Annotated in this window: 22 protein-coding genes; 15 read left to right on the top strand and 7 right to left on the bottom strand. The window is 61.8% G+C overall.

The genetic code is table 11. From position 1 onward, the window contains the following. Positions 1-237: 237 nt before the first annotated feature. From CS1BSM3_RS06300 to CS1BSM3_RS06290, 3 genes are all read right to left on the bottom strand, one after another. Positions 238-1197 carry a VOC family protein gene (locus tag CS1BSM3_RS06300; protein ID WP_072386161.1) on the bottom strand — a complete coding sequence of 320 codons (960 nt, stop codon included), beginning with the start codon at positions 1195-1197 and terminating at the stop codon, positions 238-240. Positions 1198-1468: 271 nt separating this feature from the next. Further along, positions 1469-2617: an MFS transporter gene (locus CS1BSM3_RS06295; protein WP_244540437.1), complete on the bottom strand. Its 1149-nt coding sequence runs from the start codon at positions 2615-2617 to the stop codon at positions 1469-1471. A 513-nt stretch (positions 2618-3130) separates the two neighbouring features. Next, entirely contained in the window at positions 3131-3754 is a 624-nt protein-coding gene (locus CS1BSM3_RS06290) for a hypothetical protein (RefSeq protein WP_072386159.1), read from the bottom strand. A gap of 195 nt (positions 3755-3949) precedes the next feature. Between CS1BSM3_RS06290 and CS1BSM3_RS06285 the strand changes: the two genes are divergently transcribed. Then, positions 3950-4162 carry a ChaB family protein gene (locus CS1BSM3_RS06285; protein ID WP_072386158.1) on the top strand — a complete coding sequence of 71 codons (213 nt, stop codon included), beginning with the start codon at positions 3950-3952 and terminating at the stop codon, positions 4160-4162. A gap of 120 nt (positions 4163-4282) precedes the next feature. Here CS1BSM3_RS06285 and CS1BSM3_RS06280 read toward each other — a convergent pair whose 3' ends face one another. Both CS1BSM3_RS06280 and CS1BSM3_RS06275 read right to left on the bottom strand, forming a co-directional pair. Then, positions 4283-4720 carry a universal stress protein gene (locus CS1BSM3_RS06280; protein WP_072386157.1) on the bottom strand — a complete coding sequence of 146 codons (438 nt, stop codon included), beginning with the start codon at positions 4718-4720 and terminating at the stop codon, positions 4283-4285. 51 nt (positions 4721-4771) lie between these two features. After that, positions 4772-5155, bottom strand: coding sequence for a hypothetical protein (locus CS1BSM3_RS06275; RefSeq protein WP_143149095.1), 384 nt, complete (start codon positions 5153-5155; stop codon positions 4772-4774). Positions 5156-5517: 362 nt separating this feature from the next. Between CS1BSM3_RS06275 and CS1BSM3_RS06270 the strand changes: the two genes are divergently transcribed. The 4 genes from CS1BSM3_RS06270 to CS1BSM3_RS06255 all read left to right on the top strand — a co-directional run bounded on the left by CS1BSM3_RS06270 (position 5518) and on the right by CS1BSM3_RS06255 (position 9976). Further along, positions 5518-6351, top strand: a complete 834-nt coding sequence (locus CS1BSM3_RS06270) for an SDR family NAD(P)-dependent oxidoreductase (RefSeq protein WP_072386155.1) — start codon at positions 5518-5520, stop codon at positions 6349-6351. A gap of 184 nt (positions 6352-6535) precedes the next feature. Further along, positions 6536-7075, top strand: coding sequence for a flavin reductase family protein (locus CS1BSM3_RS06265; protein ID WP_072386718.1), 540 nt, complete (start codon positions 6536-6538; stop codon positions 7073-7075). A 200-nt stretch (positions 7076-7275) separates the two neighbouring features. Beyond that, the gene (locus CS1BSM3_RS06260) at positions 7276-8517 is read left to right on the top strand and encodes a serine hydrolase domain-containing protein (protein WP_072386154.1); all 1242 of its coding nucleotides are present in this window, start codon (positions 7276-7278) and stop codon (positions 8515-8517) included. A 214-nt stretch (positions 8518-8731) separates the two neighbouring features. Beyond that, on the top strand, positions 8732-9976 hold the full coding sequence (locus CS1BSM3_RS06255; protein WP_072386717.1) for a cytochrome P450: 1245 nt from the start codon (positions 8732-8734) through the stop codon (positions 9974-9976). 279 nt (positions 9977-10255) lie between these two features. Here CS1BSM3_RS06255 and CS1BSM3_RS06250 read toward each other — a convergent pair whose 3' ends face one another. Next, entirely contained in the window at positions 10256-10834 is a 579-nt protein-coding gene (locus CS1BSM3_RS06250; protein WP_072386153.1) for a MarR family winged helix-turn-helix transcriptional regulator, read from the bottom strand. A 99-nt stretch (positions 10835-10933) separates the two neighbouring features. Between CS1BSM3_RS06250 and CS1BSM3_RS06245 the strand changes: the two genes are divergently transcribed. Continuing rightward, positions 10934-11659 carry a hypothetical protein gene (locus CS1BSM3_RS06245; RefSeq protein ID WP_072386152.1) on the top strand — a complete coding sequence of 242 codons (726 nt, stop codon included), beginning with the start codon at positions 10934-10936 and terminating at the stop codon, positions 11657-11659. Between the two features lie 420 nt (positions 11660-12079). Continuing rightward, positions 12080-12913 (top strand): sulfatase family protein, encoded by an 834-nt coding sequence (locus CS1BSM3_RS06235; protein WP_244540436.1) that lies wholly within the window; start codon positions 12080-12082, stop codon positions 12911-12913. A gap of 149 nt (positions 12914-13062) precedes the next feature. Here CS1BSM3_RS06235 and CS1BSM3_RS06230 read toward each other — a convergent pair whose 3' ends face one another. Further along, positions 13063-13476, bottom strand: a complete 414-nt coding sequence (locus CS1BSM3_RS06230) for a RidA family protein (protein WP_072386150.1) — start codon at positions 13474-13476, stop codon at positions 13063-13065. 128 nt (positions 13477-13604) lie between these two features. On the opposite strand from CS1BSM3_RS06230, the gene CS1BSM3_RS06225 reads away from it, so the two are divergent. The 8 genes from CS1BSM3_RS06225 (at position 13605) to CS1BSM3_RS06190 (ending at position 22470) form a co-directional block, all read left to right on the top strand. Then, on the top strand, positions 13605-14096 hold the full coding sequence (locus CS1BSM3_RS06225) for an Lrp/AsnC family transcriptional regulator (protein WP_072386149.1): 492 nt from the start codon (positions 13605-13607) through the stop codon (positions 14094-14096). A 149-nt stretch (positions 14097-14245) separates the two neighbouring features. Beyond that, positions 14246-15112 (top strand): GntR family transcriptional regulator, encoded by an 867-nt coding sequence (locus CS1BSM3_RS06220; RefSeq protein WP_083528351.1) that lies wholly within the window; start codon positions 14246-14248, stop codon positions 15110-15112. Between the two features lie 12 nt (positions 15113-15124). Continuing rightward, positions 15125-16270: a CaiB/BaiF CoA transferase family protein gene (locus CS1BSM3_RS06215; RefSeq protein ID WP_072386147.1), complete on the top strand. Its 1146-nt coding sequence runs from the start codon at positions 15125-15127 to the stop codon at positions 16268-16270. A gap of 238 nt (positions 16271-16508) precedes the next feature. Then, positions 16509-17774: a CaiB/BaiF CoA transferase family protein gene (locus tag CS1BSM3_RS06210; RefSeq protein WP_143149094.1), complete on the top strand. Its 1266-nt coding sequence runs from the start codon at positions 16509-16511 to the stop codon at positions 17772-17774. Beyond that, entirely contained in the window at positions 17771-19312 is a 1542-nt protein-coding gene (locus tag CS1BSM3_RS06205) for an acyl-CoA carboxylase subunit beta (RefSeq protein WP_072386145.1), read from the top strand. The genes CS1BSM3_RS06210 and CS1BSM3_RS06205 overlap by 4 nt, the downstream gene beginning before the upstream one ends. A gap of 9 nt (positions 19313-19321) precedes the next feature. After that, positions 19322-20665, top strand: coding sequence for an acetyl-CoA carboxylase biotin carboxylase subunit (locus CS1BSM3_RS06200; RefSeq protein WP_072386144.1), 1344 nt, complete (start codon positions 19322-19324; stop codon positions 20663-20665). Positions 20666-20674: 9 nt separating this feature from the next. After that, positions 20675-20896: an acyl-CoA carboxylase biotin carboxyl carrier protein subunit gene (locus tag CS1BSM3_RS06195; protein ID WP_072386143.1), complete on the top strand. Its 222-nt coding sequence runs from the start codon at positions 20675-20677 to the stop codon at positions 20894-20896. A gap of 5 nt (positions 20897-20901) precedes the next feature. Further along, complete coding sequence (locus tag CS1BSM3_RS06190; RefSeq protein WP_072386142.1) at positions 20902-22470, top strand: acyl-CoA carboxylase subunit beta; 1569 nt, start codon at positions 20902-20904, stop codon at positions 22468-22470. Positions 22471-22502 lie beyond the last annotated feature (32 nt).

Genomic DNA, 22502 nt, shown 5'->3' with positions numbered 1-22502 from the left:
TGATGGCTGATGGTGTCCGCTCGTGGGCCCAGAGTAGTAATTGCGGTGGGCGAGCGGAAGTGTCTGCAGCTGGGGTAAGAGCGGACCTATCGCCGACATCGTAAATTCGACGCTGATGACCCCGAGCCGCCCTCGAGCGACGAACGGCGAGGAGATCCGGCTACGTTTCCGGGGCAGCATGATCGCATCATCGCCAACAGAGCGTTCAGCTTAGGCGCGCGCATGACAAGGACCTGTTCAGGGCTTGACCGGTGGCGTTGCGTGCGTGTGGAAAGTCTCAACAAGCTTGAGGCCCCAAGCCTGGCCTTTTTTCCGATCGGTCTCGGTCCATATCACCGGCTCCCAGTCCGGTTGGAGTATCAACCGTGCGCCCGCGTTGGCGAGCTCGATGCGATTGCCCGCCGGCTCCCACACATAGAGGAAGAACGTGCCCTGGATCGCGTGTTTGTGCGGCCCCTGTTCAATGTGCACGCCGTTCTCGAGGAAGATGTCCGCGGCACGTAGGATGTCCTCGCGCTGGTCTGTCGCATAGGTCACATGGTGCAGCCGGCCGCGGCCTCGACCGTGCTCCTCGGCGCAGGCGAGGTCATAGGTCTTGTTGTTGACGGTGAACCAGCACCCGCCGATTCGACCATTGTCCAGCCGGATAAGCTCAGTTACGCGGGAGGCTAGGCAAGTTTCCATGAAGCGTCGGAACTCAGTCACGTCCTCGGCAAGCAGATTGAGATGATCGAGGCGGCGCGGGGAGGCGCCAGTGGCATGAAAGCGGCTCGCGTTGTTTTTGAGCGCAGGCGCGTCTGATGCGGGTGGCCTGTACTTCACTGTATCCCAGTAGAGCTCGAAGACGTGCCCAAAAGGATCTTCAACACGATAGGCGCGGCCATGCCCCATGTCACCCTCAACCCAGCCCAGCGATTTGAAACCACTCGCCTCGATGGCCGCAATGCGCCGCTCCAGCGCCTCCGGCGACGACACTCGATAGCCGATGTGACCGACGCCAGTGGTGTGATGAGCGCTGAGCTTGAGAGTGTGAAATTCGTAGTCGTCCCAAGCGCGCAAGTAGGCGCTGGTCGAGTCGCGCCCGGCAAGCTTCAGTCCAAGCACGCGCGTGAAGAAGTCGAGGCTCTCGTCGAATTTGTCGGTTAGCACTTCGACGTGGCCGAGGTGGGCGACGTCGTGGCACGCCTCGCTCAGCATCACTCAAAACCTCAATCCAGAGCGCCAACTGGTTGAATTCGCCAATCCTAGCCGGCCGACGACGTCGTGTCCACTTGCACGCCGGCTGATGCAGCTGAGGCACAAGCTTGATCGCCGTACGGATGGGGATGTTCGTGCCCAATGTCTGCTTCTGGCCCATCGCGACGATGGCATCAATTGTCGGCGATGTCGGCTCGTAGAGGTTGAACGGAAGCCGCCATCCACCAGTAGCATCGACGCTGATGCCCCGACGCCGGCATGTGTCGAGGACCTAACGCCGCCGTCGCGGGCGCAGCAGTACGATCGCTGCTGCAACAAGCTTGAGGATCAGGCACAACACGAGTGCCGCATCGTAGCCGCCAGTTGCGCTCTGCATCAGGCCCATGAGCCCAGGCCCAAGGGCGCTGACCATGCCACCAATCGCCGTAGATAGTCCCAACACCATACCGAATGTGGCCGCATCGAACTCCCGCTGAATGATCAGCGCGGGGAGCGTGATGAGATTGCCAATCGAAAAGCCATAGACAGCACAAGCAAGAAAAAGGGTTCTACTGTCCGGCGCCAGCACAATGACGAGGAGGGCGCCAGCCTGGGTCGCAAGAGATATCGCGGTCGTCCGGCGCGGCTCGAGACGATCGACGATCATGCCGAGGCAGAGGCGCCCGATCACGGCCATGGTCGTCGTGACGGACACGGCAATCGCGGCATCCGAGCGGCCCATCGTCGGCTCGAGAAACGCGATCTGGTGAACGATGAATCCGACCTGCGCCGACAAGGCGAGCGCGAACGGGGCCGTGATCGTCCAAAATCCGAAGCTTTGCAGAAGGGGCCATCGCGATAGACTTGGCGACATGGGATTGCCGCGTGGCGGAGCATTCTCTGCCCTGCGCTCTGACGCGCTGTCCGCGAGAGGCAGAGACATCACCGCCGGCACAAGGATGGCGATCATGATGACTGTCATCGCCAGCATCGCCAACTTGAATCCGACTTCCCCGATGAGGAGAACGAGCGCTGGCGCCACAATGATCCCGCCGCAGGTCGCACCGTTGAACGCCAAGCTAATCGCCAGCCCGCTGCGACGATCAAACCAGGACCGGAGGATGGTCGCGACGACAACAGTACCCATGCCAGCCCAGCCGAAGGCCATCAGGATGTAGGCCGTATAGAGCTGCCAGGGTGTAGCGGTGAACGCCAATAACGTCGTCGAGGTGCCAAGCGCAGATATGCCAAACAACATGAGGCGCCGCGGCCCGACCCAATGCAGGGCGTCACTGGTGAAAGGGGCCAGAAGATTGCCGAGCAAGAAGGAGAGTGTGCTGGCGCTCGAAATGAGAGCAGTGGGCCAGCCCTGCAGATGCTGTAGCTCGGTGAGAAAGACGCCGTGGCCATAGAGCCCAAAACCAAAGATGAAGAGTTCCACCAGAAAACATATCGCGACAACCCGCCAACCGGGATAGCGCCATGACGACTCATCGTCCTGGCCCGACGCGGATCTCGTGGACTTCGGCTTTGGGTTCAACGCGACTTCCTCCCATCACCGCGCGATCCGATGTTGCGGAGAGTGCAGCACATCGTTGGGGAACAGCGCCCTCGGCCTGCGAGCTAGAGATCATGCGGTCGGCCGTAGAAAGCGGACATCCCGTGATGGAGGTGATTGAACTTGGCGGCGATTAAATGGCCGTTTCGGGCCCATCGCGACGGAAACAACCATAGGCAATTTCGGTTCGCTGTGGGGGAGCCGTCACTATCCGTCAGCGGTATCGATGCTGTTGACCCGAAGCGGGCTTACTAGCTTGCCGCACCTCAACACTGATGCTTCAAGGCCGCCGATGCCGTCGGTGTCGACGAGAAGGGTGTTTCGGTGACCATTGCGAATGCCACCACCAAAGCCAGTTTGCCATCTCTCATGCATGGCGTTGATCACTAAAGAGAGTCACGTGGCAGGCGACCCGGGCGGCGGCTGGGCGCGATGTGACTTGGAGAGCTCTGCAACCCGCTCATGGTAGGCTTCAGCGTCGCCATAGTCGACGAACTGCCGGTAGTGATCGTGTGCAGCGATCATGCGTCGCGCGTGCTTGATGGGGCACCAGTATTCCTCCGTCCGCCCGGCAATCTCCCTCACGTAGGCAATCAGACAATTGGCATAGGAGCAGTAGGCGCAGTTCAACTTCTCCAATGCATTCAGATATGCCAAGTGAGCGCGATCGAAAACAAAATGGTCTCGGCGGCGCACCTTTTCTATGCCGTATATCGGAAAGCAGATGGCTTGATAGATGCTGACTGCGATATCGAGGATCACAAGAGGCACGATCAGGCTGTAGATCACGGGGGCGGTCAGGATCACGAGCGGACGCGCATTCAAAACGTAGTGCGACAAGCTGGTCTTGAGTTCTTGATGCCTCCGAAGCACCTCCTGCTCGAAAGCGATCCGCCCGCGTTCCAGGCCCTCGCGTAGTCCTGCCCGTTCTTTGGCGATTTCGGCCGCGAGTTCTGCTTCGAGTGCTGCGATCCGATCCATCAGATGGTTTACCGAGCTTCGCGCTTCGTGATCGCTCATACCGCATACCTCATAGCTATGTGTGATCGCATGAGCGTTCGAGCAACCAGAACGCCGACAGTTCAAACTCAGTGAGTGCCACGATACCTATGAGGGAGGTGGTCGCAAACAATGCCAACTTGTCCAGGAGGCATCGTAGATCGCTGTCGGCGAGACACTAACTGATAGGCGGACCTCAGCGTAGAAGGTAGCAAGATGCCGTACGCATCGATTGATGATCTTCCCATATCGGTCAAATCCCATCTCCCAATACACGCGCAGGAGATTTATCGCGGCGCTTTCAACGGTGCGTGGCTGAGCTATGACAACCAACCGCCTGACGAACGCGAGGTGACGGCGCATCGGATCGCTTGGGCAGCCGTAAAACAGCGCTATCGCAAGGAGGCCGGTCAATGGGAGGAGCGCTAGTCCGTACGGCCTATTCACTGAGGCGGCGCCATGAACTCTGTTTGCAAAAGAAAAGGCCGGCCGTTCTAGACACGTGGCAACGACGGGCTCGGCGATGAACCAGCCACGTGATGGTCTTGCTCACCGGCAGATAAGCACCGGCACCGTACTGTGGGTCACAACGTTGGCGGCAGCGCTGCCGAGGAGCAGCCGCCCCAGACCTCGCCGGCCGTGGGATGCCATGACGATCAAATCGCATCCCTGCGACTTGGCGGTATCGAGGATGCCATCGGCTGGATATTGATCCTTCACGTGGATCGTCCCGCAATTGACGGCAATTTTCTTCGCGGCATCGTCGACGGCAGCAAGCGTGCGTCTGGCACTTTCCGCGGCTGATTTCTCATACTCATCGAACGGAAATGCGATTGCGGCCTCAGGCGTTACGTATGCTACCCACGGCTCGGTGACTGTCACAGCCGTGGCGCTGGCATTCAATGCCTTTGCCAGCTTCAGTCCCGCGTCTACGGCCTTGGCTGCCAGCTCCGAGCCGTCGGTCGCAATCAGAATGTGCTTGTACATAGGTTTGGCACCAAGACGAGAGTTGGAGCGTACGCCGAAAAAAGAAACGCTTCAGTGGTGCGGCATCGCCGATTGCTCCGCCGAACGCTGCCCAGCTTCGATGCCGGTTTCAAGAACACTTCCGGCCTTCTTCGAAAGCAAGGCAAATTCATGCGCGTACTCCCGTAGCGCCTTTTGCCAAAAGTCGATGTAGATCTTCCACATCTCTTCCGCACCTTTTGCAGCGGCGAGATGCTGGCCGAGCTTGAGATCCTCTTTGAGCCTGCGCTTTACAAAGGCCTGCCATTCGCCGCTCATCGAGGCCCATTGCTCGACGAACCGGGAATTCCACTCGGCGCCGAATGCCACGACGGGATTCCACAAATCGAATGGCAGAGGAGCTGTATCCCGACTTTCATCATCCAGTCTTCGGGTGCTCGACTTTGGTTCACGCATGACTTGGCTCCCATAAGCTAAGCGCATCGGCCATATTTATTAGTTTAGCGGTCCGGAACATTCATGCGCTTTGATGCAGCTCAACACGATAGGCCGATCAGCGGCATAGGCGCCAACCAGGTCAGTTGGGAGTTCCTGCTCGTGCCGCTGGACAATGCGCACACCCGACTCGTCGTGCGCGGGCGAATTTCACACCGCTGGCCAGGTTCGATTCAAGCGACAGGCGTTCTCAGCGCCGCATAGGTACCAAATTAAACTCCTCGGCGCTCGCGGCACCTCACATTGAGGCACGTCAATGCGCCAGTGCACCCATCTGACCAAAGCTACCCGGCATCTGTGTTGAAGACGAGGAGGCATCCGTCATGGCAAGTTTGGACCGTCCCCTCGCGGTCGTCACGGGAGCGTCGAGCGGTATTGGCGCTGATCTGGCGAGAGAGTTGGCGAAAGATGGCTATGATCTTGTGCTTGTCGCACGGCGAACCGCGCCCATGCAGGCGCTCGCGGATGAGATCAAGGCTAGCGGAGCGAGCGCCACGGTGCTTGCGTGCGACCTGAGCAAGGCCGGAGCAGCGCAGACGCTGATCGGCGAGATCGAGGCGCAGGGTCTTGTTGCGATCGACGTTCTCGTCAATGCCGCCGGCCTCGGCGGCAATGGCCGCTTTGATCAATCAGATCCGGTTCGCCTCGCCGAAATGCTGCAGGTCAATGTGGTCGCCTTGACAGAACTTACGCGGCTGCTGCTTCCGGGCATGGTAAGCAGGGGGCGCGGAAAAATCTTGCTGGTCGCGTCAACCGCCGCGTTTCAACCGGGGCCGCAGATGGCCGTCTACAGCGCAAGCAAGGCTTATGTCTTGAGTTTTGGCGAGGCCATTACGTATGAGCTCAGGGACACAGGCGTGCATGTCACCACGCTGTGTCCCGGCCCGACAGCCACCGGGTTCGCGCGCATCGCAGGCATCGAGGACGTGCCGCTTTTCAATGGGCCGGCGCATGTGATGACGGCCGCCGAAGTTGCGCATCTGGGCTACCAGGGCCTGAAAGCGAACCGTTCCGTTGTCGTTGCCGGCAGGCTCAACGCCCTGATGGCGATGTCCGGGCGGGTCGCGCCTCACTCCCTGTCATTGGCCATAGGCAACTATCTGATGTCGCACCAGCCGCCATCTAGCGGCTCGACGGGGCACACACCGCCTTCGTAAGGGGATGACACGCCATGTTGGCGCGGCGGCAGTACCAGTGCCATGGCCATGTCGCTGCGGGATTCGAGGCCGTTCGACAGCCGGCGGCTTTCGGGACACCCGGGGCACTCGGATGCACCGTGTCATTTCGGGCTCGTCGCCGTTTAGGCCGTTTCAATACTGGATAGAACCGCAGGTGGCCGTGATGCGCGCATTGAAATTGAGCCGAGCCTTCACCCTCATAGAACCGGGGCCCGTGATCCTCGTCACGACTCGCGACGGAAGCAAGAACAACGTCATGACGATCTCGTGGACCATGGTGCTGGACTTTGCCCCGATGCTCGCTATCACGACGGGCGCCTGGAATTACTCCTTCGCGGCCTTGCAAAAAAGGGAATGCGTGATCGCCGTACCGACCATCGATCTATTGGACACGGTGGTCGGGATCGGAACGTGCTCGGGTGCCGACACCGACAAGTTCGCCAAGTTCAATCTCACGGCTGTGCCCGGCAAGCTTGTCAATGCGCCTTTGATCAAGGAATGTCTGGCCAACATCGAGTGCAAGGTCATCGACATGATCGCCAAGTACAACATCGTTGTGCTCGAGGCGGTCGCGGCATATGTGGATCCCGCGCGTAAGGAGAAGCGCACGATTCACGCTGTTGGCGACGGAACCTTCATCGTCGATGGCCGCAAGTTCGACCGCAGGAAGATGATGGCTTCCAAGCTTCCGCCGGGCATCTAAGCCCGCCGGCGAGACAGTCTCCGGCGGCGTCGTTGTCAAGCGCTATCCGGAGATCCTCATGCCCGGCAGGGCGGTCACGTGACGCGAAGAGCCGATGCAGCACCACGTCCGCAAATTGCGGACGGCCCGGCAACCGCATATCCTCCACGGCACTGGATGCCGCCATGCCCTGCCGAGCGGCACGATCTGGGGGGCGACACATGCTGGTGACATTGCACGTGCGGCGGCTCCTGGCCGTTGCGGTTTTGGTGGCTCTCTGGCCGCAGATGCTATGCGCGGCTCCGGATGAAGAGCTGCTCGGAAAGAAGAAAGGATATCCGATCGGCAAGGCCAGCAACTGGTCGCTGGACGAAAGCGTACGTGTCGGCTCGTTCAGCAATCTCGATCGGATATTTCCCCACAACACGTTGAAGAGGTCGCCAGCTCCATCGATTCTCAAATCGGCGGCGAAGCCCCCGCGTATCACCTACAAATTCGACGATCGGACACTGACGCTCGAGGATTTTCTCGATCGCCAGCGCATCACCGGTCTTATGATCATCAAGGACGGCGAGATCCTGGCCGAGCGCTACCAGTATGATCGCGCCCCTCAACACCGTCTGGTCTCTCATTCCATGGCGAAGTCGATCGTGAGCCTCGCTATCGGGATGGCTCTGGCAGAGAAGAAGATCCGCTCGCTGGACGACAACGCTGCAACGTACGTACCGCAGCTCGCGGGTTCCGCGTACGGCGAGACATCCATACGGAACCTTCTTCGCATGGCGTCCGGTGTGAGGTTCCGGGAGGTCTATGACGGCAAGGACGATCTGACGCGCCTTGGGGTGAAGCGCGTCAAAGAAGGCACTATTCCCGCTCTTCGCATGTTCAATGAACGTGAGGCCAAGGAAGGGACGCGCTTCAGGTATTCATCCGCCGAGACGGTCGCGCTCGTCGCGGTGCTGCGGGCGGCTATCGGTGGCTCGGTCAGCGACTATTTGAGTGAGCGCCTCTGGCAGCCGATGGGTGCGGAAGCCGACGCCACTTGGATCACAACGCGGTCGGACGGCTACGAGAATGGCGGCGGCCGCTTCAATGCCGTTCTTCGGGACTATGCTCGCCTAGGCATCCTGCTGGCTGCGGATGGTGCAGCGAACGGCAAGCAGATCGTCCCGAAGGACTACCTGCTCGAGGCGACCAGTTGGCGCCGGCATCCTGAAGCGTTTCAGCCTCGCAAGGCGACGTCCTATTTTGGGTACGGCTATCAGTTCTGGACCTATCCGGGCAGCAAGCGGCGCTTCGCTCTGCTTGGTGTCTATGGACAATCGATCTTCGTCGACCCGGAATTGAAGCTCGTGCTCGTCATCACGGCGGTCGCCCGAAACGCCTCGGTTGGAAAGGAAAGCCTTGCGAGCGAGCGGGACGCGCTTTGGCGCGGTCTCGTCGCACAGTTCGGTAGTTGGTAGTCGCGCCGGCGCTTTCCAAGAGCGCCCAAACAGATCGTGAGCCGTTCGACACGCCGGCTGCACCCGGCTAGTTTCTGCCTTCGTGTGAGGAGCGGATGTTGCGCACCCCGAGCGGGGGCTTTCGCTGATTGGGTTCGGACGAGGTCGTCGAGGTGTGAAGATGGGCCAGCCGATGCAGCCGTTTCCCGGGAGCCGGCCTCTGAATCCGCAAGGGATGCGGCTCCTTCCCGAGGATCGAGCGCGCGACATCGCCGCGAGCTTCGATCTTGTCGATCTGCCCGCGGGCTTTCATGATGACCCCTATCCGGTCTACCACGCGCTCCGCATGTACGCGCCGGTGCGCGCGATGGCCTCAGGCAGCGTGCTCATATCGCGGCACGTCGATCTCGAGGCGATCTACAAGGACACTGCCCTCTACTCGTCGGACAAGACTGTCGAGTTCCGGCCGAAATTCGGAGAGAGTCCGCTCTACGATCACCATACCACGAGCCTCGTTTTCAACGATGGCGCCCGTCACACCCGGGTCCGTCGCATCATGGCCGGCGCCCTGACGCCACGCGCCATCGCCAATATGGAGGGGCCTGTGGTCGCGCTTGTTGATCGCCTGCTCGATGCGATGCAAGCGCGGATGGCGCGAGAAGGCCGCGTGGATCTGATCGGGGACTTCGCTGCCGCCATTCCCATTGAAGTCATCGGCAACATGCTCGATGTGCCGCGCGACGAGCGCGACCCATTGCGCGACTGGTCGCTTGCCATTCTCGGAGCGCTGGAGCCGGCGCCGGGCAAGGACCAGCTCGAGCGCGGCAATCGGGCGGTGCGCGAGTTCCTCTCCTATCTCGAGCGCCTGATCGGCCAACGCAGGCTGCGACCCGGGGACCCGGACAAGGACGTCCTCACGCGCCTTGTTCTCGGCGAGGCCGATGGCGTGAGGCTCAGCGAGGCCGAGCTCCTGCAAAATTGCATTTTCATTCTCAATGCCGGACACGAGACGACGACGAACCTCATAGGCAATGGCTTGGTCGCGCTGACGGAGTGGCCGGACGAGCGCGCGCGCCTCGCCGCGGATGCATCGCTCCTGCGCACCTGCGTCGAGGAGCTCTTACGCTTCGAGAGCTCGAACCAGCTCGGCAACAGAAGGACGACGGCTCCGGTTACCATCGGCGGCATCGAGCTGTCCGCCGGGACCTCGATCACGCTGCTGATCGGGGCGGCCAACCGTGATCCCGAACGCTTTCCCGATCCCGACCGGCTCGATGTCGGCCGCAATCCGAACCGGCATCTCGCCTTCGCGTCCGGTCCGCATCAGTGCGTCGGCATGAATGTGGCGCGGCTCGAGGGTCGGATCGCTCTCGGCCGGTTCCTCGCCCGCTATCCGCGCTACCGTCTTGCCGGTCTCCCCTTGCGCGGTCGCCGCGCCCGCTTCCGCGGCTATCTCTCGATCCCGGCCGTGCTCGAATGAGACAGCCACGCATCCGGCGGTACCGCTGGACGCCCGAGCCCTAACGCGTCTCAGCCCAAGCCGGCAATCACCGCGTCGACCTTCGTCACCAGGGCAACGTTCTGCATCGCATACTCGATCGATGCGCGATGCCAGTCGGCACGCAAGCGGCTCCTGAAGCCACGCATCTCCGCTTTCTTCAACGCATACGCCTAGTGAACTAGCTGACGAGCATCCTCTCAGATTGCCCGGGCCGCGCTCGCACGTGCTATTGATGGTCAATGTCGTTCGCCAACAGCATCAGAGGGTAGGCAGTGCCGGCTCTTGTTCGACACAAATGGCACGGCTGTCGGCCTCCGACAGAGGCTCGTCGAGCAGCAGGCAGTGGTGCGGCCAACGCGCGCTGCCGCCTTTACTGAAGTGGCGGCAAGCGTAGCAGGCACCGAACGCGCGACCGCCATTGCGCGTGATCATGGCCTGGAGGGCCCGGCGCAGGGTCTCGGCTACGATGCAAAGCTTCTCCGGATCAGCCCCGGCAAGATCGGCGGCGAGAGCAAGGATCGGATCATCCTTCAAGCTCCGTTCACCAACCGCCGTCAGGGCAAGCATCACCGAGCGTCGATCACGAGCACTTGGCTGACGCGTGATCTGCCCCTTCTGCTCGAGCGCTATCAGCGTCTGCGAAACCGTCCCGCGGGTTGAGCCGAGGTACTCCGCCAGCGCCGCCGGCGTCCGCGAGAAGCGGTTGGCCCGCGCGATGAAGCGCAGAGCTTCCCATTGCGCTGGATTGAGGTCCCCCGTCGCCTCGCCGCTGCGCGCCAGCCGATCCAGCCGGTCGATGAGGTGTGCGGCGTCGAGGGCAAGGCTCGAAGCATTCATGGTAGCGACTCGATATTATCTGTTGACGGCGATCTTAGGTCGCGCATACTAATAGCTAGTCGATACCATTTCTGCAACCGATCCACGGGAGATTCCGTTATGTCGAAATCTACCTCTCTTCCGCTGACGCTTGCCGCCGGCCTGGCGCTCACCTCTCAATTGGCTCTCGCGCATGACATCAGGGCCAAGCGCGATGCGAACGTTCCGGCAGCATTCGATATCCTGCAGGCGTCGGCCAGCACGGATGGGCGGCTCGCCACCTTCATCATGGAGGTTGCCGGCAACGCCGGCACGCAGAAGCCTAAGAAGGTCGGCAAGCTGCAGGGCTCCAAGGTCGATGCCTACGTCTGGCCGACCAAGCTCGATCCGTCGGCTGTTGGCTTCGAGAAAAGTTCCGGCATTCTGGCACTAGCGATCACCGCCCACCCGGATTTCGACGACACGCCACTGTTCGATGAGAACGGCGATGGCGATCCGAACAATGACGGCGCCGATTGGCATTCGCATTGGGTCGTGCTGGTCGAGGACAAGGCGTGCGGTGGTGGCCTCAAGGTGCGCGACGTCTCGCCGGGCCAGGACGTGCTCCCGGCGACCGCACCGGGCCTGCCGCTCGCACTCGACAGCCCCGGCATGAGCCCGCTCATCAAGGGCGCGACGATCAGGATCACTGTCCCTGTGCAGGGTGCCGAGAACGTCAATTTCGATGCGGTTGCCGCCAAGCTGCAGGTGCATGAGCAGGGCAAGGTGCCACTCTTGTGCGTCACCGGAACCTACAAGGTCGCCTCAGGCACTCTCTCGTTGCCGGGCGTCATCACCAAGAAATGACCCTCCCGCATCTCATCGAAAGGAAACTAGCCATGAAGCAGAAAGCGATCTTCTACCATGCCGGCTGCAGCGTCTGCGTCGACGCCGAGCAGCGTCTGGCCGGCGCCCTCGATCCGGCGGCTTATGAGGTCGAGATCGTCCATCTCGGCACCGACAAGAGCCGTATCGCAGAGGCCGAGGCGGCCGGCGTGAAATCCGTCCCGGCCCCTGGTGATCGACGGCCACCCCTATCACATCAACTTCGGCGCCGAACTCGCCCAGCTGTGATGATCTCGCTCCGCGGAGCTGGAAGTGCCCCCCGCTGCATCCCAGGGGTAGAGAGTTATGGTGTCGTCGTCTGTCGCACCGGAGATCGTCGTTGGCCACTGGTTCGACACTGACACGCCGACGCTGCCCTCCGACTTGCGCGGACGACCGGTGTTGATCCATGCCTTCCAGACGCTCTGCCCCGGCTGCGTGGCTCTCCTGAGCCTGCACTTCACGGCTCCGCACTGGCCGTGGGAGGGCCCGGACGATGAGGCCGAGTCGCGGCGCATCCGAAACATCCTGCACCGCGACGGCGGCACGCGGAGGACTTATGCCGCCATGGTGCAGAGCCTGGATGCCAATGTCGGCCGAGTGCTACAGGCGCTCGACGCGACGGGCCTTGCAAGCAATACCATCGTGGTCTTCACCAGCGACAATGGCGGCGAGCGCTTCTCAGATACCTGGCCGTTCTCGGGCATGAAGCACGAGCTGCTGGAAGGAGGGCTTCGGATTCCGGCGATCGTGCGCTGGCCCGGCCGGATCGCAGCGGGATCGGTCTCCGATCAGGCGATGGCCACGATCGACTGGCTGCCGACCCTGCTGGCCGCCGCTGGTGCCTCTTCGGACGCGGCTTATCCATCCGACGGGGAAGACCTGGGACCGGTTCTGACTGGCGGTGCCACGTCTTATCCACGAAAGCTCTATTGGCGCTACAAGGCCGGATCGCAACGCGCCGCTCGCGACGGCAACTGGAAATACCTGCGCATTGCCGGAAACGAATTCCTCTTCGATGTGGTCAAAGACCCACGCGAGCGCGCCAATCTCAAGGATCGGGAGAAGGATGTCTTCGATCGACTGAAGGCCGATTGGGAGGCTTGGAACGCCACCATGCTGCCAGAACGGGCGCGGCCGGCGAATTACGTCCATCCAGGCAATCTTACGGCCGATCGCTATGGCGTGGTTAACCCCGCGCCCGTGGCCCCGTCGGCGACTCTGCCCAAGAACTGAAGATGGGCTGTGCATGGTAGCGCACCGTTTTTGCCTATCGCACTTCTGGGAGAGGCTTCATTCGATAGTTCGATGAGGAAGCCGGCTAAGGTGCCGCCATGTGCACCGGTCGCAACAATGTTGTCCGCCGTTGCGCCGTTCGCGACTGGCTATGCCGCTGCCACGGCCTCGATCTCGATGAGCAGGCGCTCCGAATAGAGGCGCGAAACCTCAACCAAGGTCACCGCTGGTGCGACGGCCGGCGTCACCGAATTGAAGAAGCGGTCGCGCGCACGGCGGTAGTCCGCCAACCGGCCCATGTCGCGAACGAAGACGGTCAGCTTCACTAAATTTGCAGGAGTGCATCCCACGCTTTCCAACGCCGCCGACAGATTGTGGAATGCCTGCTCGGCTTGCGCCTCCACGTTGTCCGCGCCAACGATCGTACCGGTGGCATCAACACCGGCCTGTCCGGCAATGAAGACCAGTCGGTTGCCGCGCACGTCGACGACGTGGGAGTAGCCGGGCGGCCGTTCGAGGGCGGACGGATTCAGGTAGCGGACGATGGCGGTATCGGTTGGCATGAGACGGCTCCATGGTTTGGCGGCACGAACTATGCCTCATGATCTACGGGCAGATCTTTGCGAACTACGCTATAGTAGGGCGCTCTGACGCAATAAGTCGCCGCCGATGGCCGAAAATGTGAGCAGTGATGCCAAATCCTGCATTGGACGATATAGATCGCCGCATCGTCGCCGAATTGCAGGCGGACGCGCGACTATCCAACATTGAGTTGGCTGACCGCGTAGGACTTTCCGCATCTCCCTGCCTGCGGCGGGTGCGACGGCTGTCCGATGAAGGGGTCATTGCTGGATACCGCGCGGTTCTCCATCGCAACCGTGTTGGCCTCGGCCTCACAGTTTTCCTTGCGGTGAAGATCGATCGGCACGCCAACGAGCGAGCGCTCGATTTCGAGCACGCCGTGACCGCCATGCCCGAAGTGGTCGGATGCCATCTCGTGGCTGGAGAGGCGGACTATTTTCTTGAGGTCGTGGTGCCCGACATGGAGTGCTATCAGCAATTTCTTGTCGGCAAACTTCTGGAATTGCCCATCGTGCGCGACGTGCGCAGCAGCATCGCCATACAATCGCTGAAGGCGGACGCACCACTTCCACTCGGACACTTCGGTTCGGACGGCAAGTGAATGTCGGCTGGTACCCCGACTTCAGCTAAATTCACCGCTGGCCGGAATGCCTCGAAGTAGCCCTTTCCCCATGATGCTGGTTGCTGGCAACCGCCTCAGAGAGATGAAGCGGAAGTTGCTATGCGTTAGCTGTATCGACGCGCCCAACAATGCGCAGATGGCGCCCGATAGCAGCCGTTAACGTCCCTAGCGCTATTTTCAGCGACCTTCCGCATTGGCGGCTCAACAATTGTGTCGCCAATCTCGTTGAGTTTGTATATTGCGCAGTGTTGAGCAGAGAACGGCAGTTACACGCTATGGCAAAGTCCAGTCGAGCGGCGACGGGCGCCCGGCGCTCCAAGACCTCCGAGCCTGCACAGTTGCAGGGCCGCGGGCGCCGGAATGGTGATGGGGTCGAAGAGGCGCTGCGAGAGCGGATCGCTTCGCATTCGATTCCCCCGGGCGCGAAGCTGCTCGAACAGGAGCTGAGCAGCGAGTTTGGCGTTTCGCGGGCCCGCATCCGCGAAGTACTCGGCGCGCTCGAGATGCGCGGACTGGTCGAACGGATTCCCAATCGCGGCGCCATCGTCACTCGCTTCGACATTGCGCAAGTCTTTGCAATTTATGATGTCCGCGAAGTTCTTGAAGGACTTTGCGTAAGGCTTGCGACCGAGAATTCACCGCCCGAGAGCTGGGAGGATCTGGTCCGCTCCTTCGGCAAGCCGATGGACGATCTGCTTCAGAAGCGCGATATCGAGACTTACGCACAGGCATATGCCGAGATGCGCAGGCGCATTATCGATGCCGCACAAAACCAAGTCCTGAGTGGAATGCTGGACAGTATCTACGAGAAGACGCGCGTGATCATGCGCCGCGTCATGATACTTCCCGGCCGCGCGGAAAAAGGACTGAAGGAGCACCGTCAGGTCCTGGCAGCAATGCGCCGAGGAGATGCCGCCGAAGCCGAGCGCCTCAAGCGCGCGAACATACGCAGCGCTATTCAGGATCTTCAGCGCTACAAGCACTTCGTATTTTAGGACGCTGTTGCCATGGCGCGACCCAAGCCGTTGTCGGGACTTCGCGTTCTTGATTTGACGCGTCTGCTGCCGGGCCCTCTCTGTGCCCAGCATCTCGGGGATCTCGGTGCGGACGTCATCAAGATTGAGGACCAAGGACGCGGCGATTACGTTCGTCCGGCGATCCGCAATCTGGTGAATCGGAACAAGCGCGCGCTCTGCTTGGATCTAAAAAAACCCGAAGGTGTTGAGCTTTTCAAGCGGATGGCTCGCGCGGCCGACGTTGTCGTCGAAGGATTTCGTCCTGGCGTCATGGCGAGGCTTGGCGTGGGCTATGACGCGCTGGCATCCGAGAATGCTCGACTGGTCTACTGCGCCATCACCGGTTACGGCCAGGATGGTCCCTATCGCGACGTGCCCGGCCACGACCTCAACTACTGCAGTCTTGCCGGCATCGTCGATGAGACCGGCAATCCGGATGCGCCCCCGGCGCTGTCGAGCTTTTTGCTCGGAGATATTCTGGGCGGCACATTGACAGCTACCGTGGGAATTCTGGCGGCCATCGTCGACGCGCAGCGCACCGGGCAGGGCCGTTTTGTCGATGTCTCCATGTCGGATGGTGTCCTGGCGCATAACGTTCTTGCGCTCGCGTCATACAATGAAGGCGCAACGCCGCGCGGTCGCGGCTGCGGAACACACACAGGTGGCAATGCGCGCTACGGCCTCTATGCCACCTCTGACGGCCGCTTCATCTCGGTGGCTACGCAGGAAAAGCCATTCTGGGATGCTCTGTGCGACATCATCGAGCGCCCCGACCTCAAGGATCAGCACGCTGCCGTGGGCACACCGGGTGCCCCTGTCCGCTTGGCTCTGGAAGCAGCATTCGCTCGCCAACCGTTCGCCTATTGGCAAAAGCGCCTCGCGGCAAGCGAGGCATGTGCCGAGCCGGTCCTCACGCTCGCCGAGGCCCTGGAACATCCGCAGTTCGTTGCTCGCGGCACAGTAATGAAGGACGATGCCGGCGCGACGAGCTTTGCATTTCCGGTGAAGATGAGCGACTTCACGTGTCGCGTCGAGCGCGCGGCACCAGCGCCCGGTCAGGATACGAATGAGATCCTAGCCGAATTCGGTCTCAACGACGACGAGATCGCGAGACTGCGCGAGAGAGACGTCGTCTAGTCCAACAAGATCCGTTGCGATCCACCAAGACCGCCGTTCCGGCTAGCGGAACGGCGATCGGACCATCTTTGGCCGAGAGCTGCTCTCGATCGGCCGAGCGCTCGCGAAAACTCGCTTGCCTATCAATCCCGTACTGCGCTCGGATCTCATGTTGCACAACGCGCAACAGAAGAGGCGCGAAGATTGTTGACAATATTATCGCCAAGACGGAACATTGCCCTCAACAAGAACGAGGCCGATGAGCCTTTTGAGGAACGCCATGGTGGATTTGGGACGAGGTCCGCTCGCGGGTCTGCGCGTGCTTGAGGTTGGTTCCAGCGTTGCCGGTCCATTTTGCGGTCGCCTGCTCGCCGACTTCGGCGCCGAAGTCATCAAGATCGAACCGCCAGAAGGTGATGTCGTTCGTTCGATGAGCCGCCGCGTTGGCGATCGCTCGCTCTATGCAGCGAGCATCTTTCGCAACAAGCGTCTGCTGGCTCTCGATCTGCGTCAGGAGACCGGTCGTCAGCTTGTCAAGCAGCTAGCTGCTGGAAGCGACATCCTGATCGAGAACTTCAAGCCCGGCACGCTCGAGGATTGGGGTCTCGGCTACGATGTGTTGAGCGCGCTCAATCCGCGCTTGATCATGGTGCGCATCACGGGCTTCGGCCAAACAGGCCCCCATCGCGCACGCGCTGGGTACGGTGTCGTCGCCGAGGCTATGAGCGGGTTGCGCCACCTGACGGGTGATCCCGATCGTCCGCCGGGCCGCATCAATACTTCGCTGACCGATGAGATTACGGGGCTGTACGCAGCCTTCGGTGCAGTGTTGGCTTTGCAGGCGCGCGCGGCGACTGGACGCGGGCAATGCATTGATGCGGCGCTCTGCGATTCCGCCTTCAGCATGATCGAGCCGCATGTGCCCGTGTTTGGTGCGCTCGGTATCGTCGCGCAGCGCGAAGGATCACGGCTGCCGGGTTCGGCGCCGAACAATCTCTATGCGACCAGGGACGGGCGGCACATCCACATCACCGCGATGGCCGATAGTGTGTTTGCGCGCCTTGCACAGGCGATGGGCCGGCCGGAGCTGGCCGCCGACAAGCGCTTCGACAAGACAATTCACCGGAACGAGAACGAAGCCGAGCTCGACGCGATAATATCCGCGTGGACGGAGGCGAATGATCTCGACACCGTGGAGGCAACGCTGCGCGGTGCCTCGGTGCCTGCTTCGCGGATCTATGACGTTTCCGATATCTTCAAGGATCCACATTTCCGCGCACGGGAAATGCTGGTCGACGTGCCGGACGCGGAGCTTGGCGCAGTCACGCTGATGGGCGTCACGCCTAAGCTTTCTGAGACGCCCGGCCGCATAGCGCACGCCGGCGGCCGCGTTGGTTCAAGCACGCGCGAAATTTTGCAGCAGAGATGCGGTCTCTCCGAGGCTGACATTGCGAAACTCGAGCAGCAGGGCATCGTCCGCTGCAGCCACGCAGACTCCAGCTCCGAGGCGAGAAGACACGCATGACCACGGAAAAGAAAGAGCAGCCTCTGAACGATTTCGAGGAGCGCCGCCGCGCCGCTCTCGCCATGGGCGGAGAGGCGAAACTTCGCGCGCGCGCCGAGAAGGGCGTCCTCGATGCGCGCAGCCGCATCGATCGATTGATCGATCCCGGCAGCTTCTACGAGTCCGGTTTGTTCGGGCGATCGATCATGCCTGGTGACGAAGCCACCACACCTGCCGACGGAAAGATCGCCGGCTATGCGCGCATTGATGGCCGCGAAGTTGCGGTGATCTCGAACGACTTTACGGTGAAGGGCGCATCGAGCAGCCTCACGAATATGCGCAAGATCGGGCAGATGCGCCGCATCGCCGCGATGCGCGGCCTGCCGATGGTCTGGCTCGGCGAATCTTCGGGGGCCCGCCTGCCGGACAATCAGGGCTCGCGCGGCATGGGTACCATGCTCGGCAATGATCCGACGCAGTATCAGCGAATGCGAGAGACGCCATGGGTCTCCGCAATTCTCGGATACTGCTACGGCTCGTCGTTTCTTTACAACTGCTGCTCGGACTTCAGCGTCATACGCAAGGGCGCGGTGATGGCGGTCTCCAGTCCCGGGCTGATCGAGCTGGCCACGGGAGAGAAGCTCAGTCCTGAGGACCTTGGTGGCTGGCGCATCCACGCCGAGACGACCGGCATGGTCGACATGGTCGTCGATACGGATGAGGAAGCGCTCGATGCGCTACGCAAATTCCTGAGCTACATGCCGACCCATCATAAGGAAATGCCACCCGTAAGGCCGACGCCGGCAGGTTCGGGCGAGGGGATGCGCACCATCCAGGATCTCCTGCCGGCGAGCCGGACTCAGGTCTACGACATGCGCAAGATCATCCAGCGCATCGTAGACAACGACAGCTATTTCGAGATGAAGGCGCGCTTCGGCCGCGTCGCCGTGACAGCGCTCGGTCGCCTTGCAGGGCGCGTGGTCGGCATCATCGCCAACAATCCGATGGTCAAGGGCGGCACGCTCGATACGGATGCTTGCGACAAGATCATCGATTTCCTGGTCCTTTGTGACTCGTTCAACATCCCCATCGTGATGCTGGTCGACACACCAGGCTTCCTGATCGGCGCCGAGGCGGAGAAGCGCCGGGCCACCGGCAAGATCGTCAACTTCATGAATGCCCTGCAGCTCGTGACGGTACCGAAGATCTCCGTGATCATCCGGAAGACCTACGGCCAAGCGTATCTGAATATGGGCGGCGGTCGAAACTCCGACGAGGTTGCTGCGTGGCCGACGGCGGAGGTCAGCTTCATGACACCCGCGTTCGCCGTAACTGTGGTTCATGGCTTGCGGCGCGGCGATCCGGGCTTCGAAGAGAAGCTGGCGGAGATGGAGAAGGAGAACGAGGTCTGGGGCATTGCCTCGATGTATGGCGTGCAGCACGTGATCCAGCCGCAGGAGACGCGCGATCACCTCATTCGTCTGCTGGACGTGCATCAGCTCCGCCTCAGCAATGGAATTGGCCAGCATCTCATGCGGGCCTGGCCGACGAGCAGCTAGGCGGGAAGCATGTTCAAGAAGGTACTCGTTGCCAATCGCAGTGCCGTTGCCGCCAGGGTGCTTCGCACGCTGGACAAGATGGGCGTTGCGTCCATCGCGGTCTACTCTGAGGCGGACGCCGGCGCGCCCTACCTTGCACGCGCAGGCGAAGCGCACTGCATCGGGCCCGGCCCAGCACGCGAGAGCTATCTCGACGGCAAGAAGATCGTCGAACTCGCACGCAAGCTCGGCGTCGACGCAATACACCCCGGCTATGGCTTTCTTTCCGAGAATGCCGCATTCGCGCGGCAGGTCCACGAAGCCGGCATTGCGTTCATTGGGCCGAATGCGGGTCTTATCGATGCGATGGGGCATAAGACGCGGGCCCGGGAGCTCATGATGGGCCACGGTATGCCCATGAACGCCGGCTCCGGCGTGCTCCCTGCCGATGAGGCTGCCGTTGCTGCCGCAGCGGAACGGATTGGTTATCCGGTGCTCGTCAAGCCCGCCGCGGGCGGCGGTGGCATCGGCATGATTGCGGCGCGGGATGCCAAGCAGCTTGCTGCTGCCGTTACGCAGGCACAGTCCATGGCCATGCGCGGTTTCGGCAATGGCGAGGTCTATCTCGAGCGCCTGATCGAGCGGCCGCGCCATATCGAAATCCAGGTGCTCGGTGATCGCCACGGACGCGTTCGCCATATCTTCGAGCGCGACTGCTCCGTCCAGCGACGCCATCAGAAAGTCATCGAGGAGGCCACGGCTCCCGGCATGCCGCGCGAGAAGGTCACTGCCCTCTGCGAGCGCGTCGCCGAGATGATGGCGGCTATAGGCTACGACAACATCGGCACCATCGAGATGCTGATGGGCGACGACGGGTCGTTCAGCTTCCTGGAGATGAACACACGCCTGCAGGTCGAGCATGGCGTGACGGAGGAAGTGACAGGCATCGATCTCGTCGAGGCTCAGATCCGTTCGGCTGCAGGCGAAGCGCTCGATACTTTCCTGCCTGCAGCCATCGAGCCGTCGGGGCACGCCATTCAGGCGCGCGTATATGCGGAGGATCCGGTCCGCTTCTTTCCTTCGCCCGGGCCGCTAAAGACATTCCGCCCGCCCCGAGGAGAAGGCATTCGCGTCGAGACCGGCTATGCCGAAGGTGGAACCGTAACACCCAACTACGATCCGCTCCTCGCGAAGGTGATCGCGCGCGGTGCGACCCGCAACGAAGCCATAGCCCGCCTCGAAGCAGCGCTGGAAGCGTTCACGGTCGAAGGACTGAAATCGAACATTCCCGCGTTGCTCCGAATTCTGCGTCACGAGCCATTCCGCGCAGGTGCCGTACACACCGGCCTCCTTGCCGAAGCACAGGCCACTTGAGGAAGCATCATGGCAAAGACCGAAGTCAAATCCGAGATCACCGGCGCAGTGTGGAAGATCCTGGTCAAGCCGGGTGACGTAGTCGGCGTCGACGAGCCGGTGATCATTCTCGAGTCGATGAAGATGGAGATTCCCGTCCTTGCGATCGACGGCGGGAAGGTCACCGAGATCCTGGTCAAGGAAGGCGAGGCGGTCAACGAGGGGCAGACCGTCGCCATCGTGGAGGTGTAGGCCTCATGTCCGATAGCTGGCGCTCCGAAACGGAAGAGATCCACCAGCGCCGCCGCTGGGCGGAGGAGCATGGCGGCCCCGAAGCCGTTGCGGCCCATCACGCGGCTGGCCGCTCGACCATTCGCGAGCGCATTTCGACGCTCGTCGACGAGGGAAGCTTCCAGGAGATTTCGGCGCTCACCGGCCAAGGGCGTTATGACAGCGGGAAGGTGCAGCGCGTACAGCCGGCACCCTACATCATGGGACTTGCGCGGATCGACGGGCGCGACGTCGCTCTCGGCGGCGAGGACTTCACAATTCGCGGCGGCGCGAGTTGGGGCTCCGAGCGGCGAAAAGGAGGGCAGGGCGGGTTCATCGAGGACCTGGCCTTCAACTATCGCATTCCGCTCGTCAATCTCATCGATGGCGCCGGCGGGAGCGTGGCCTCGATCAAGCGGCGCGGTCATGCTGTGTTTCCGGGCGTTCACGGCTTCGAGCGTTCTGTCGAGCTGCTCGGCATCGTCCCGGTTGCCAGCGCCGTGATGGGCGTTGCTGCCGGAGGTCCCGCGGGGCGCGCCGTGCTTTCGCACTTCTCCGTCATGGTGAAGGGAACAAGCCAGATCTTCGCTGCTGGGCCGCCGGTCGTCGAGCGGTCGATGGGGATCAAGCTTTCCCGCGAGGAACTTGGTGGGGCCAAGATCGCCGTCGACGGCGGCGGCACGATCGACAATGTCGCCGAGAGCGAGCAGGAAGCGCTCGAGATGGTGCGCCGCTTCCTCAGCTTCATGCCGCAGAATGTTTGGGAGCTGCCACCGAGGCACGCGTGCGACGATCCGGTGGAGCGGGGCGACGAGGAGCTTCTCGGCATCGTGCCGAAGCATCGGCGCACGCCCTACAACATGCGGCGCGTCATCGAGCTGATCGTCGATCGCGGCTCCGCGTTCGAACTGCAGCCCACCTTCGGCAAGTCGGTCATCACATCGCTCGCGCGTCTCGATGGCCGGCCCGTTGGCGTGATCGCCAACAATCCGATGATCTATGGCGGCGCCATGGATCACAAGGCAGCACGCAAGCAGATCCATTTCACTGAGCTGTGCGACACGTTCCATATCCCGATCGTGTTCCTCGTGGACCAGCCTGGATTCATGGTCGGGCCGCAGGCCGAGATGGCAGGCACACTCCGGGAAGGCATGCGCGCCGTGTACGTCGGCGCCAAGGCCACCGTTCCCATCGTCACGGTCGTCATTCGCAAGTGCTACGGCATGGCAGGCATGGCCGCCTGCGACAAAGCCGGCCTCAATTTCAAGGTCGCCTGGCCTTCGGCGGAGATCGGCAATCTTCCCGTTGAAGGCGGCGTGCGAGCCGCATTCCGGCGCGAGATCGAATCTGCGGAAGATCCCGCAGCACGGCAAGTCGAGATCGAGGACGAGTTGCGCGCCTTGGCGTCGCCTTTCCGCATGGCCGAGGCATTTGCCGTCGAGGACATGATCGATCCGCGCGAGACCCGCGCTTATCTCTGCCGCGTATTGGCGGCCGCCGAGAGCCGCCTCAAGACGACACTCGGTCCGAAGTTCCAATCAGGCGTGCGCCCATGAGCGGGTAGGGCCGACTTCGATTTTGGAGTCCT

Origin of the sequence: Hyphomicrobium sp. CS1BSMeth3, assembly GCF_900117415.1 — a bacterium.
In the GTDB taxonomy this organism is placed as follows: domain Bacteria; phylum Pseudomonadota; class Alphaproteobacteria; order Rhizobiales; family Hyphomicrobiaceae.
Note: the sequence above shows the minus strand (reverse complement) of the source record. Positions and strands in the feature narration are given on the sequence as shown.